This is a genomic window from Metabacillus idriensis, from assembly GCF_009674765.1.
Taxonomy (GTDB): domain Bacteria; phylum Bacillota; class Bacilli; order Bacillales; family Bacillaceae; genus Bacillus_P; species Bacillus_P idriensis.
The window spans coordinates 1-13,535 of sequence record NZ_WKKF01000024.1 but is presented as its reverse complement, the minus strand read 5'-3'; the positions used below and the strand labels follow the sequence as shown (position 1 = coordinate 13,535).

The window sequence follows — 13,535 nt, the reverse complement described above, 5'->3', positions numbered from 1 at the left end:
GTTTTTTCCAGTAAACATTCTAACCAAATTAACCTACGATGTTACGAGTAAGGAGCTAGTTTCGTTCATGATAACTCGGCGTTGCCTGTGGGATCTCCCATTTTGCTCTATTTCCCGCAGGAGTCAAGTTTATCCGCTGCAATCCACTCAAGTTTTTTAACATTTAGTCTAATAGCAACAATATTTACGAAAAGAGTCTTTTCATAAAGCTTCCATCATGTGATACATTGGCAAAATCATTGATAAATACATCAATAAAACCGTCACTCCCACTGCCAAATAAGCCGCGGGCTGAATCATCATGATCCATTTCATTAATTTGCCTTCAATGCGCTCGAGGACAAATTGACTGTAAGTATAGAGCTCCCTCGCTAAATTCCCATTTGCTTGTCCGTGCCCAATTACTTGGGTCATTTCTTTTTCATAAAATGAGTTTCGTTCAACTAAACCCTCAAATCGCTCCCCTTTCTTTAGATGTTCAATAAACCAGGAAGCTTCATCCCTGTAGAAAGGGAGCAAATTTTGATTTTCAAAGACCGTCAGGCTTTCATATATAGATAAGCCGCCTTTCAGTAAATTGCTTAATTGCAGGGAAAAGTAGTAGCTATTAATAAGGATCACAAATTTCTTCCAGAGCGGAATTTTTATCGCAAATCTCATTTTTTCCTGAGGAGGCAGCTTTTTAAAATAACTGATGTAAAAAATGCTGCCTAATACAAATAGAAGGAATATTAATACAATAAAAATCTTAGTTCCCTCAAAAATCATAAATAGAATTTCAGTCAATATACTTGGCTTTATATTCATGGAATGATAGATTTGCTGAAACTGCGGAGCGATAACTGACTGGGAAATATACAGAAGAATGCCAATTGTAAAAAAGAGGAAAAGGGGATATTGCAGTACTTTCTTCATTTTTTCATGCTGAACAAGTTTGCGTCTGAGCATTTCCCCTCCTTCTCTAAGAGCTATTTCAAGATCTCCATGCCGTTCTGCAAAGTACAAATAACTTAGCACTTCAGTGTGAAAGCTCAGCTTTTCAAAAGCTGTGCGGACAGGAACTCCTTTGGATAATTCCTGCAGGCAAAAGAAAACAGCTTGTTTCTTCTCCTCATTTAAATCAATCGATGTGAATTTCATTGCTTCATTGAGTGTATATCCTTTTTCTAAAAGATCGCTTAGTCTATTTAAGAACACTGCCTGATCTTTTATCAGCCACTTTTTTTTAATCTTCATACTGATATGTCCACTTTTGCATAGACTGATTAGATAAATACCCTAACGCGATTCCTTTTTTAATCACATCTTTTAAGGTTGTATAGTCACAATCTACTTCTTCCCCCCTGGCTTCCTTTAATGCGAGAGTGAGATTTTTCCCATAAAGCATCTCGAAAATTCCAAGCCGTCTGGACTTTCTCATCTTTTTGCAGTGCGGAGAACAAACATTTGCGCAAAAAGGGCATTTTACCGCTACAAGCCTTTGTGCCACAACTGCTAAAAATGTTTGTTCTATTTCAGATAAACTGACATCAAACTCCAGCATTCTGTAAATAGCTCCTTTTGCATCTCTTGTATGCATCGTTGATAATACTAAGTGTCCTGTCAGCGCTGCTCTGACGGCAATTTGAGCTGTTTCTCTGTCCCTGATTTCACCTACCATGATAATGTCGGGATCATGCCTAAGAATAGCTTTTAATCCAACGGCATAAGTAATCCCGGCCTTTTCATTAACTTGTACCTGCAAGACTTCAGAGCTTTTTGTTTCAACAGGATCTTCAAGGGTAATAATGCTGCGGTTAAAATGTTTTTTTGCGTAATGAATCAGAGAATAAAGAGTGGTGGTTTTCCCTGAGCCAGTTGGGCCGGTAAATACCATCAGACCATGAGAGTGGTTAATAAAGGAGAGAAGCTTATTTGCTGTGTGGGGAAACAGAGAAAGATGCGCCAGTGAGGGAATAACTTCATTTGGAAGTATGCGGATCACAAGACTTTCTTCAAAGATTGTTGGAAGCGTTGACAGACGGAGCTGAACATCTATGGTTTCATTTGAAAGGGCCAAAGCACCATTTTGCGGTCTTCTTCTTTCTCCAATATCCATAGAGGCCAAAAATTTAAAGTGTGCGATAATCCGTTCACATACCTCTTTTCTGATGGAGCGCTTTTCGATAAGATCATCATCTATACGATATTGAATAACGGCATCCTTTTCTCTCGGAACAAAATGGATATCTGATGCTTGTAATGAACACGCTTCTTCCACAATTCTTTCACTTAATAATTCGATTGAATTCATGACATCCTCCTTTCTGAACAATTAAACAAAGCGTACTTGATTTCCTTTCAAAATGCACATCCTGAAAATGCAGTTTTTTCATCCATTTTAGATGTTTTCCCGTCTGATAATTTCATAATCTTCCAGATAAAATAAAAATTTCAAGCCTGATTGTATAATTTTGGTTCTTTTGTCAATAATGATTAGAGATTTTCATTGGGCTATAGCCAAGCGGTAAGGCAACGGACTTTGACTCCGTCATGCGCTGGTTCGAATCCAGCTAGCCCAGTTCATTAAGCGCGAAAAACCCTGCGAATGTACGCAGGGTTTTTTTAGGCTTCTCTTTTGGCGTAATAAATGTACGGCTTGCGCTTGGATTTAAGCAATGACGGTTTCATATAATATACCCGGTAACCGCTGTTTAGAATTTCATGATCGATGTATTTAAGTTTGTTTTTTTTAGCGAAATCCTTTGAGGCTTTCTCAATGCTTATTTCATTGGAAATATAATTTGGGCTTGAATAGTCAGTTGCTACATTCCTATTGCCAATGCCCTCTAAAAAGAATTGAATTTCTGTCATTTTAGCTCCACCTTCTTGTTCTTTATAATGAACTATTTGTATTCACTATACAAAGAAATTGGCGGATTGAAAATGGCTAAAAATGGTTGATTTCCTAATATATTTTATATTTACTTCGTATTTCTGACTATTCCTCTTTTATTCTCACTTTTTCGTTTCCGATAAAGAACAAAACGTTCTTTATAAATTATGATACAGATTTATGAACTTCCTTCTTCTTTGCAAGTTTTGTCAGAGCTTGGGGATTATAACCAACGACCAGCTTTTTTCCATCTGTTATAATCGGTCTTCTTAATAGCTTAGGCTCGTCAATGATCAGTTTTATGACATCGGATAAAGGAAGATCATCAATATTTAAATTTAAATCTTTATACGTTTGGCTGCGGGTAGCTAAAATCTCATCCATGCCATCTGTTGTAAGCTGAAGAATTTTCTGAAGTTCTGTATAAGAAGGAGTTTCACGAAACAAATGCTTTTCACTGAATTCGATATTGTGCGCTTTTAGCCAATGTTTAGTTTTTCTGCATGACGTGCAGCTTGGATAACTATAAAATAGTAACTCGTTCATTGTTCTTCATCTCCCATTCTTGTATAAGGTTTGTTTTAAAAAACGCTTATCCGACAGCAATTCTTACTTTCTAAATTCATTGTACAGCATTTGTTTAACTTTTGTACAGCGATAAACCTTGGAATAACTATGTTTTTTTAATAAAAAGTTTACACTTTGTTACATAAATGGCACTTCTAGAATGTAAACGCTATTTACAATGGTATTGGACGTACATTATAATAAAAAAAGTGATGGACTTAGGGACTAAACAAAGGAGGGATTGACATATGGATCGCATGTTCCGAGTATTAGGCTTTTGGACTGGCATCTTTGCTGTCATGTTTTATTTGGGAGATATGAAAACGACTTCATTATTATTCTTCGGACAGACTGGATTTTTCGTGCTTTTATCTTATTTAAAATTATCTGAACGCATGTATATTTACATTTTTGGAGCATATTTAACCGTTTTCTTCGTAGGCTTTACATATTGGACAACATTTATGATGGTGCCTGGACAGGGCGGACATTAATAAATAAAAAAGGTGAGCTGCTAGTGGCAGCTCACTTTTTTTAATAGATATCTTTTTCAAGAAGGTTTGTTCCTTTTTCATGTATATATACTTGAAAAGAAGAACTCATCCCATCCGGCATAATTAAACTTCTGATCGCTCTATTTTGCTTGGCCGCTTCCCCAAAAGGATTTAAATCTCCATTTCCCTTAAGGTATGAGAGAATTCCTGCGTTCGCCAAAAATAGATCCTGCCTTTCGCTTTTCAGCATATTCCAGCCAAACTCAACTGCTCTTTTCTCTAGTGCATCAAAGTGGATATGTGCAGTCAGATCCATTTCAAAAGGGTTCACAAGCGGAGTCAGCATTCTATGCCTCAAGTACCCCCGCATGCTTCCTTCATATCTAGCTGGATGCTGCCATTCTTTATTTGTATATCCATAGTCAATTGTAACAATGACTGCCTGATGAGCTAAGGCATTTATCTTCTCTAAATATTCGAGCATGGCGAGCGGTATCTCAAAGCGCTGTCCTTCACAAAGCTCGATTACCTGCCAATTTAAGTAATCTTTTATTTTATCATTTTTTAAAGGAACACGTTTTTCAACAAGTTCATTTTCTTGATTAAAGGAAATACACACTTCAAACAATTGGTTTTTATTTTTTTCTATCACCTCTACAGGAAAGGCATCGAACAGTTCATTTGAAAATAATATACCGCTGTAAGGTTTTGGGAGATCATCTATAGAAGATATAGATGTATGACAGTTCAGCTTAACACTGGCTGATTGAAGTTCTCTGTGATATCCGCTTTTTTCAACAGAATATACCTTCAGTACTTTGAATGTCTCTGGAGATATCTCTTCCCATTCACGGAGCATGGCTGAAAGAAATCTTCCTGTTCCCCCGCCCAGCTCACAAAAGAAGGGCTCAACAGCCCCGATTTTAACGAGCCTTGCAAACAGATTGGCAAATACTTTTGCAAAGACATCAGAAACATTGCTAGACGTATAAAAATCCCCATCTTTTCCGATTTTCTTTTCTCTTTTTGAATAATAGCCGAGCTCGGGATGATAGAGGACAAGATTCATGTATTCTGAGTAAGTGATCGCTCCGCCTTGTTTATTTATATAGTCAATAACAGGCTGAATCATCTTTTCTTTAAAAGCCATTTAAATATGGATTGCTTTCCATTTCGAGTTCGATTGTCGTATCTTGTCCGTGTCCAGGCAGAACAATTGTATCCTCTGGAAGAGTAAGCAGCTTTTGATGAATGCTTTTAATTAACTGACCATGATCACCCTGCGGCAAATCAGTTCTGCCGATACTGCCTGCAAATAAAGCATCCCCTGAAACAACAAAGCCGCCTTCCTTAAAATAAAAAGAAATGCTGCCTGGTGAATGTCCAGGTGTTTCGTATATTTGACAGGAAAAAGAGCCCAATGTGAGTGTGTCTTCCTGGTCAATTGTGTGATCTGCTTCACGTGCAGATATGGTCTGTGACATAAATGCAATTGAACCGTTCATGGCTGGATTAGAAAGCCATTTTTTTTCTAGTCGGTGAATATATACTGGTATCTTAAATTGATCCCGTATTTCATCTACAGCTCCAATGTGGTCAAAATGTGCATGTGTCAGTAAAATCGCGATTGGCTTCAATCCTCTTTTTTGAATATGCTGAATTAACTTTCTGCCTTCACTTCCAGGATCGATGACAAGACATTCTTTCAAAGCATTTGCTATTAGATAACAATTCGTTTGGAGAGGGCCTAAAGGCATCTGCTCCCATTTCATATAAACACCCCGATTGCATGATTTTTCTTTCTATTTTACACTAAACTCATGTTGAACTAAATGATTAGGGAGTGAAATGCGGGGTGAAAGTGTATTACGGAGTCGAATTTCATTCAGACGCAGATGTTAAAGACATCATTTCCGACTATGAATACTGTGATTCAGATGGCAGTATACTGATAACAGATTGTTACAAGCAGGCAATCCTATTAAAAAATCAATTTATTTCCAAAAACATCTATGAAGAAATGCACGAATTAATAAAGCTGCATCCCACAGAGATATACGGCTCTTTTACTGACTATGGAATGATTTCAGAGTCAGGCAATCACTACTTATTCAAAGAAATGGTTTGCCATTTTCAGTTCAAATCACCTGAGTTCACTCAGATGAAAATGTGCATCCTGCAAATCGAAGAACATTTACTTGCTGTCAGTGATCAGACGTTTTATGCCGGCAGCAATGACTCTGAGCTTGTTCAAAAAATTGCTCAATCATATGAAGTAACGGTTGATTTCGACCTCGACAAAAAGAATGAAAACGTTTAAAATATTAAAAGGAATATTTTGTTTTTCATTCTGATTACATTTCACCATTAAAAAAAGACTTACATACGTCAGGGGGCTTAAAAATGGGATTAGTTATTATATTCGCTCTAGTTACATTACTGTCTGCATACGGACTTTACCGCTCGTTTAAAGGCAAAAACGTACTTGGCATCGTCTTTGCCGGAGGTACTCTTGCAGTATTTGGATGGTTCACTTTTATGACTATCATCCATCATGGATTTCCGACTGCGCATTAATAAGAAAAGCGCAAGTGACCGTTTAGCGCAGGCAGACAAATAAGGGTCCGGCAGAAAAGGCGCTGTTTGCCATTTCTTGCGGATCCGTTCTGTCCTAGGAGCCTGAGCAATTCCGCTCGCCATCAAAGCGCAAAATTTTATACTTCCTTACCTCTTAAATTCAAAAAAAGCGGCTCGAGTCAGTCTGCGCAAGCAGAAATAGACTAGAGCCGCTTTTTCTTTTCCGGAATTGCTTATAGCTTTGAATGACGATTTACACTGTCTAGCTTGCTCTCCATCGTTGAAGATTTATCTCTGCGGTCATCGATGCGGATATTAGTAGCTACACGCTGGATCCCCTTCTCAAACGGTGATTCATGAATGGCTTTAATAACATCGAGCAAATCAGATAACTCACCCTCAATAATTGTATTCATTGGAGTAAGCTGAAATTTAATTTTGCCCTCGCGTTCATATTCTTTAAGAATTGATTGAACAGCAGCGACATATTCGCTTACACTTGCCGTTTCAGTGCCTATCGGAATAACAGTTACGTCTGCAATTGCCATATACTCTACCGCCTCCTGAAGGGTTTTCACTTTACAATACCTTTAATTTCAGAGTCTTTCAAGTTAATTACCTTTTCTAAATAGGAGCCGTACAAGGCCAGTTCACCGTTTGGAGAAAGTTTGATGTCGCTGTTATCAATATTTTTTAAAACAATCTCTGTTTTTTTATTTTTAGGATCAACGGCTGTTAAATTGAATTTATTTTCTTCTGCTGGAACAAATGTATAAAACAGGCCGCTTCTGCTTGAATAATCGAATTCAGGAACAAGCCATTCCGAGTATAGCGGCAGCAGCTCTTCATCAAAAGAATAGATGTAATCCTCATAATTTTCATCATAAAAAGTATAAGAACCGATTGATTCTTCTTCATTCTCAACTACAACAGCAAATGAAAGATCTTTAAAATTCGCGTGAGAAATAATATGTTCTTCAATCAAAACTTCTTTCTTACTCACTAATGAATGCTTATATAAAGGAGCTGTTAATTGAGGTTCCGCTTCATCCCATTTCAGATACGTTACATCCTCATCGGACAGCCACTGAATGAATGGAATTTCCACAGGATTTTTATCTAATGAGAAATCGCTCATATTCAAGATAAAAGTTTGAAACGTCCAGTTTTCATCAAAAGAGGTCAAAAATAAACGTTCTCCGGACGGACTCCATGAAAAAGTAAGCTCAGAAGAAGGAATAGACCGTTTCGTCTTCACATTGCCCATTGGATCAATAATCGTTATTTCTGCTTCAAAGCTCGATGGACTGGCGTGAACAAGAATTAAGTTTTTATCTGGATTCAATTCGAGCTGCACGATTGATGCTGCCGATTCGAAGACTTTCTCTTTTTCACCTGTAAAGAGGTTATATTTATAGACCGTTGATTTTTCCGCAGTCTCGCTTAAATAAAGGACATGCTGATTATCAAGCCAGCCTTCAACTGAAAAGAAATTCTCATCCGATATGGGAATAAGATTTTTTTCCTCAAGAAAATCTACAGAAATGTATCGTTCTACTGTTGCTGGCTTTCGTATCTCTGCGAGTTCAGAAACATCATGAGGTTGATGAGATTGCTGTGAACAGCCAGTGAATATTATTGCCGTTATGAATGCTAGTAGTGTTATTCTGAATCTCATCAACAAATACTCCCCTCTTATCTGTCACATCTAGTATTACGTTTCAGTCACCTAATTGTTTCATCATTTTAAAGAATATAAAGAAGCCCAGAAAATCCCTCTGCTCTTTTCATAAATTTCATCAAATTGATTTAGCGGAAGCGGATTGACGCCAATGCCAAGTTCTATGGTAAAACCGCATTTTTTCTTTTCATAAATAAACCAATCCCGAAAACCTGCATGACTGTCTATATTTCTTATAGCTTTATACCCGCTGAGACGGCTGTATTCGGTCACAATGGCCAATGCTTCCTCCGGTTCACAGTTCATGTATCCCCAGTAGATCTCCTCACCCTGGGTATGTACAGCCACTATGAGATCAAAGTCGCGTGCATCTGCAAGCTTAGCCATTGCAATAGATTCCGGTTCTGTAAGGGGCGCATCTCCAGGATAATCTCTCGATGCAGGAAATTTAGGAATTTTTCTTTCCTTTTCTATCTCCCAGTAAGCAGGATACTGGTTATTTAGATCTACTCCATTAATGTTGGCTTTCCATTGCTCGAAATCTAAACTGTTGTTATTCATGAACAGGACGGATTGGTAATGAGAATGCTCAGCAGGCAGTCCATTGATCACCAGCTGCACCCCATCCGGGTTAACCATCGGAACAAAAGATAAAGACGTATTTTGATACAGTTCCATCGCAGCGTGCCCTTCAAATGCGCCTCCCTCTACAACTGCTTCGAGATACTCATGAAGCCAGCACATTAAAACGGATGTTGTAATCCATTCATTTGCATGAAACGATCCATTCATGTGAACCTTCTTTGTGCCGGTTCCAATCAAAAGTTCAAATATAGGAAGGCCGAGTACGCTGTATCCAATGGTTCGCTTCTCTATAAAAGGAAAGGCTTCTGTTACTTTTGCCAGATCTTCAAGAAGAACATTGTAATCATATGCCCGTTTAATTTGGATAAACTCTGATGATTGAGGTAACGAATCATGACCCTCATAAAAGTCTATTATATTCCTTACTGGTGTCTCTTTGGAAGTGGACGATATGTGACATTTCAATTTTTCAGTAAAAGGGATATGGAATGTTTCACCGGACTTTATAAACGTTGAATTCAAATGAGGATTCGAATCATAAAGCAGCTGCTCATGGACGTTCAAAATACTCGACAGCTCCTTTAGGGTTGTGTTTTTTTCTGCTCTGACTTTCATCCTGATTCCTCCCTGACTTTTGGTTATTATTAGCATATGATTCAACTTCCCTATTCTTGTTAAACGCTTTTAAACAGTCACAAAGACTGACATAAGAAAAGCGCAAGCGCCCGTTTAGCGCAGGCATGACAGATAAGGATCCGACAGAAAAGGCGCTTTTTGCCAATACTTGCGGATCCGTTCTGGCCGAGGAGCCTGAGTGATTCCGCTCGCCATAGAAGCGCAATATTTTATACTTTCTTATCTCTAAAAAAAAGCTTTGGCCACAAGGCCAAAGCTTTAGATTCCTTATTAGATTCCTTATTTATTGGATTCTTTCTCAGGTTCTTTCTTTTCTTTTCCGTTTTTCATTTCATCATAGAAGCGCAAAAGATCTCCATAGATAATTTTATCTGAGTAATTTAATTCCTGCTTCGCTTTTTCCATAAACGGCTCACAGGCATTTTTATCTTCAGCAGGCTCACCGGTTGATTTATCGTAGCATGTTCCGCTTGTATAGACGAATTTGTCTGTAATGAAGCTTCCATCACGAAGAACAGTAAACGGCAATTTGTCTTTCGAGAATAAATCTTTGCCGAATTCAATTTCTTCTTTCGTCTCGATGCCCAATAAATGCATAAGTGTAGGACGAATGTCAATTTGACCAGAAACATCTGAAATCGTTTCAGGTTTTTTATCCGTTACACCTGGAATATGAACGACAAATGGGACCCTTTGCAGCTGAATTTCATCAAAAGGCGTGACTTCCTTGCCTAAGAATTGACCCATTGCTGCATTATGATTTTCTGAAATACCATAGTGATCTCCATAAAGGACAATAATTGAGTTTTCATATAACCCTTCATCTTTAAGCTTTTGAATGAAATTTTTCAAAGCTTCATCTTGGTAACGGACTGTCGGGAAATAATTATTCAATGTTTTGCTGTTAGAATTAAACTCATCTACCATTTTATCTTCTTCATTCAGTTCGAATGGGAAGTGATTTGTGAGCGTAATATGCTTGCTGTAAAATGGCTGAGGCAATTCTTTCATATGATCAACTGACTGTTCAAAGAATTCCTTGTCTTTCAGTCCCCAGCCTACTGAATTTTCCTCGTTTACTTCATAATCATTTACATCAAAGAATCTGTCGTATCCTAAAGCCTGATACATGATGTCACGATTCCAGAAACTTTTATTGTTCGCATGGAAAACAGCTGAGTAGTAGCCTTTATCTTTCAATAATTCCGGAGTGGCTGCATATTCATTGTTGCTGTTTGTGAAAAATACTGCACCCCGTCCAAGAGGGTAAAGCGAGTTATCAACAATAAACTCTGAGTCAGAAGTTTTCCCCTGGCCAGTTTGATGATAGAAATTATCAAAATTGTAGCTTTCCCCAATGAAGTCATTCAAGAATGGGGTAATTTCTTTTCCATTAATTTTTTCGTTGATGACAAAGCTCTGTGTCGACTCTAATGAAACCATAATGACATTTCGTCCTTCTGCAATGCCGAACATTTCATCATTTGGTTCTTTTTTATTTGCTTTTACATAGTTTTCAATTTCAGTCAAACTATTGCTGTCTGCCAGCGCACGCTGTGCAGATGTTTTTGACTGAAGGACTCCATCATAAACATGAAAGTTATAAACACTGATGTTTTTAACAAGCATTTCACGGTCAAAAGAGCGTGTTAAAAGCTGAGGGCGCTCTGTTTCAGCTAAGCCTAAGTTAAAGAAAAAGACCCCCGCTACTAAAAGGTAAAAAGCTGTTTTTTCTTTTCTGGTGACAGCTGCTCCAGTTTGAAATCTTGGACGTTTCATCAGCCAGAAGAGGATGACGATATCAACAAGAAGCAATAAATCAAAAGGTTCAAATAATGATGATATACTGCTTCCGAGATCACCCATATTGCTTGTCTGGAATAAAACAGGAATCGTTAAGAAATCATTAAAAAACCGGTAGAATACAATGTTGGCTATAAGAACAGCAGTGACAACAATGCTTGCCCCTAAAATGTACCTGTTGCGATTTTTCTCTTTCATAAACAGCCCAAATCCAAATATGAACAGAAGAAAACTTAATGGGTTTATGAACAGGATAAATTCCTGGGTGAAGTTTTCAATTTTAATGTCGAAGCTAGTTTTGTAGACAATGTATGTTTTTATCCACATGAACAATGTCGCAATCAGTAAAAATGAAATTTTTGAAAGTGATTTTATACGCATTTCATAACCTCCTCATTCGTTAGAACCTGCGTAACATATATTTTTTTTTATTTATTACAAATCAATATTTTTTCCATAAATTAGGCTGAAATATCACAGCTAAACCATATCTTAATACTTCTTTAACAAAAAATCAATCGTTTTTAACATTTCCCTTACACTAGGATGATAGAATAATAATGTTCAGCTTATTCGTTTTACCCTATAGTTAGACGTATAAAACATAAAAAAGTTTCAATAATATTAAAGTAAAACTTTTCAGAATATTTAATCACAATAAGAAGGAGCCTTATCTATGCGAGATAGGGCTCCTTCTTATTATAATTTATTTTATTTTTTATATGTGCCTTAAACAGTCGAAAGCTTTGTTTTCACAAGCCAGGCTCCGCCGATTACCCCTGCGTCATTTCCTAAAGTGGCAATTGATATGGAAGCACCTTCTGCCACGCGCGGAAATGCAAAGCGCTTGAAATATTTTTCTGTATTTTTTCTTAAGTGTTCACCTGCTTTTGAAACCCCGCCGCCAATAACGATCTTTTCAGGATTTAAACCATTCGATAAGTTTGCAATAGCAAGACCTAATTGCTTTGTAATATATTCAACAACTTCTGCTGCAAGCTGATCTCCTTGTTCAGATGCTTCGAACACATCTCTTGAAGATATGCTGCCGTTCTCTTCATATAATTTTCTCAGCGAGCTTGGTGCAGAGTCCTGATGCAGCTTTTCAACAGCAAGCCTCACAATACCCGTTGCAGAAGCAATTGTTTCCAGACACCCTTCTTTGCCGCAATTGCAAGGTGCGCCTCCCTCTACTACAGAAGTAATGTGGCCAATCTCTCCTCCTGCTCCGTTTACGCCGTGAACAACTGTTCCATTAGAAATGATGCCTCCGCCTACTCCGGTGCCGAGAGTAACACAGATCACATCTTTGGCACCGTCTCCGGCACCTTTCCACATCTCTCCGATAGCTGCAATATTTGCATCATTGTCTATTACGGCTTTTAAGCCTGTTTCAATTTCAAGATGGTGCTTCAGCGGGTAGTTCTTCCAGCCTAAGTTTACTGTTTCATAAACAAGACCTGTTTCTAAATTCACAGGACCCGGTGCTCCCATGCCAATTCCTGCAAGCTTGGACTTTGTTTGTCCGAGTTCGGCAAGCTTCGCATCGATTGCCTTTGCTATATCTGTCGTTATCGTTTTTCCGCTTTTATCTGTAGGTATTTCCCATTTTTCGATCATTTCGCCATAATGGCTGATAAACGCCATCTTAATTGTTGTTCCGCCTAAGTCAATTCCTACTAGCCATTTATCTGTCATTTTCAACGTCATCCTTTTTTATATTTTTTAAGAAACCGTTTGCACAATTTACTGAACGGTTTGCCTTACATTTTGTCTTTTACACGCTGGCGCTCCTGCCTTAAAAGCAGCACTGCCATCTGGTAATCCTGAACTTCGATAAGGTTCGATTCAAACAGCTGTCTGACTTCCATCTCCATCAGTTCTAAATCAGCTGAGCGATCGCCAATATATATGATAGTTCCATACTTTTTTAAGAGCTGCTGAACATCATAAATTGTTTTCACTTTCCCACCTACTCATATGAAGCTTAATCTAACTACATTAAAGTATAAAGGAATGTCGTAATGCGTCAAGAGAATTATCATCAATTAGGACAGATATCTTCTGAAATCGTCCGCAAGCTTTTATCTGGGGCCAAAAAAACAGGAAATAAAAAAAGGCTCTTTTCGTAAATATTGTTGCTATTAGACTAAATGTTAAAAAACTTGAGTGGATTGCAGAGGATAAACTTGACTCCTGCGGGAATTAGAGCAAAAATGGGAGACCCCACAGGCAACGCCGAGTTATCATGAACGAAACTAGCTCCTTACTCGTAACATCGTAGGTTAATTTGGTTAGAATGTTTACTGGAAAAAAC

Annotated in this window: 15 protein-coding genes and 1 tRNA gene; 4 read left to right on the top strand and 12 right to left on the bottom strand. The window is 37.9% G+C overall.

Annotated elements, in window-relative coordinates; translation table 11 throughout:
• Positions 1 to 201: 201 nt before the first annotated feature.
• Together comGB and comGA are read right to left on the bottom strand one after the other, a co-directional pair.
• Positions 202 to 1,236, bottom strand: coding sequence for a competence type IV pilus assembly protein ComGB (gene comGB, locus GJU41_RS24265; RefSeq protein WP_070876621.1), 1,035 nt, complete (start codon positions 1,234 to 1,236; stop codon positions 202 to 204).
• On the bottom strand, positions 1,226 to 2,293 hold the full coding sequence (gene comGA / locus GJU41_RS24260) for a competence type IV pilus ATPase ComGA (protein WP_070876620.1): 1,068 nt from the start codon (positions 2,291 to 2,293) through the stop codon (positions 1,226 to 1,228). Before comGA ends, comGB begins: the two co-directional genes overlap by 11 nt.
• 196 nt (positions 2,294 to 2,489) lie before the next feature.
• Between comGA and GJU41_RS24255 the strand changes: the two genes are divergently transcribed.
• Positions 2,490 to 2,561 (top strand) — tRNA-Gln (locus tag GJU41_RS24255).
• Between the two features lie 43 nt (positions 2,562 to 2,604).
• Here GJU41_RS24255 and GJU41_RS24250 read toward each other — a convergent pair.
• Both GJU41_RS24250 and GJU41_RS24245 read right to left on the bottom strand, forming a co-directional pair.
• Positions 2,605 to 2,853 (bottom strand): hypothetical protein, encoded by a 249-nt coding sequence (locus GJU41_RS24250; protein ID WP_070876619.1) that lies wholly within the window; start codon positions 2,851 to 2,853, stop codon positions 2,605 to 2,607.
• A gap of 187 nt (positions 2,854 to 3,040) precedes the next feature.
• Complete coding sequence (locus tag GJU41_RS24245; protein WP_070876618.1) at positions 3,041 to 3,421, bottom strand: Spx/MgsR family RNA polymerase-binding regulatory protein; 381 nt, start codon at positions 3,419 to 3,421, stop codon at positions 3,041 to 3,043.
• Between the two features lie 269 nt (positions 3,422 to 3,690).
• On the opposite strand from GJU41_RS24245, the gene GJU41_RS24240 reads away from it, so the two are divergent.
• Positions 3,691 to 3,936, top strand: a complete 246-nt coding sequence (locus tag GJU41_RS24240; protein WP_070876617.1) for a DUF2626 domain-containing protein — start codon at positions 3,691 to 3,693, stop codon at positions 3,934 to 3,936.
• Between the two features lie 40 nt (positions 3,937 to 3,976).
• On the opposite strand, the gene GJU41_RS24235 is transcribed toward GJU41_RS24240, so the two are convergent.
• Both GJU41_RS24235 and GJU41_RS24230 read right to left on the bottom strand, forming a co-directional pair.
• Positions 3,977 to 5,086, bottom strand: a complete 1,110-nt coding sequence (locus GJU41_RS24235) for a class I SAM-dependent methyltransferase (protein ID WP_224771493.1) — start codon at positions 5,084 to 5,086, stop codon at positions 3,977 to 3,979.
• Complete coding sequence (locus tag GJU41_RS24230) at positions 5,076 to 5,708, bottom strand: MBL fold metallo-hydrolase (RefSeq protein WP_154319795.1); 633 nt, start codon at positions 5,706 to 5,708, stop codon at positions 5,076 to 5,078. Before GJU41_RS24230 ends, GJU41_RS24235 begins: the two co-directional genes overlap by 11 nt.
• A gap of 83 nt (positions 5,709 to 5,791) precedes the next feature.
• Between GJU41_RS24230 and GJU41_RS24225 the strand changes: the two genes are divergently transcribed.
• Together GJU41_RS24225 and GJU41_RS24220 are read left to right on the top strand one after the other, a co-directional pair.
• Positions 5,792 to 6,256 (top strand): hypothetical protein, encoded by a 465-nt coding sequence (locus GJU41_RS24225; protein ID WP_154319794.1) that lies wholly within the window; start codon positions 5,792 to 5,794, stop codon positions 6,254 to 6,256.
• Positions 6,257 to 6,339: 83 nt separating this feature from the next.
• Complete coding sequence (locus GJU41_RS24220) at positions 6,340 to 6,513, top strand: DUF2759 domain-containing protein (RefSeq protein ID WP_070876614.1); 174 nt, start codon at positions 6,340 to 6,342, stop codon at positions 6,511 to 6,513.
• Positions 6,514 to 6,746: 233 nt separating this feature from the next.
• Here GJU41_RS24220 and GJU41_RS24215 read toward each other — a convergent pair whose 3' ends face one another.
• From GJU41_RS24215 to GJU41_RS24190, 6 genes are all read right to left on the bottom strand, one after another.
• A complete protein-coding gene (locus tag GJU41_RS24215; protein WP_070876613.1) occupies positions 6,747 to 7,061 on the bottom strand; it encodes an MTH1187 family thiamine-binding protein in 315 nt (104 codons plus the stop codon).
• Between the two features lie 26 nt (positions 7,062 to 7,087).
• Positions 7,088 to 8,191: a YqgU-like beta propeller domain-containing protein gene (locus GJU41_RS24210; protein ID WP_154319793.1), complete on the bottom strand. Its 1,104-nt coding sequence runs from the start codon at positions 8,189 to 8,191 to the stop codon at positions 7,088 to 7,090.
• 63 nt (positions 8,192 to 8,254) lie between these two features.
• Positions 8,255 to 9,394, bottom strand: coding sequence for a M14 family metallopeptidase (locus GJU41_RS24205; protein ID WP_070876611.1), 1,140 nt, complete (start codon positions 9,392 to 9,394; stop codon positions 8,255 to 8,257).
• A gap of 300 nt (positions 9,395 to 9,694) precedes the next feature.
• Entirely contained in the window at positions 9,695 to 11,599 is a 1,905-nt protein-coding gene (locus tag GJU41_RS24200) for an LTA synthase family protein (RefSeq protein ID WP_070876610.1), read from the bottom strand.
• A 348-nt stretch (positions 11,600 to 11,947) separates the two neighbouring features.
• Positions 11,948 to 12,916, bottom strand: a complete 969-nt coding sequence (locus GJU41_RS24195; RefSeq protein WP_070876609.1) for an ROK family glucokinase — start codon at positions 12,914 to 12,916, stop codon at positions 11,948 to 11,950.
• Positions 12,917 to 12,981: 65 nt separating this feature from the next.
• The gene (locus tag GJU41_RS24190; protein ID WP_070876608.1) at positions 12,982 to 13,182 is read right to left on the bottom strand and encodes a YqgQ family protein; all 201 of its coding nucleotides are present in this window, start codon (positions 13,180 to 13,182) and stop codon (positions 12,982 to 12,984) included.
• Positions 13,183 to 13,535: the final 353 nt, after the last annotated feature.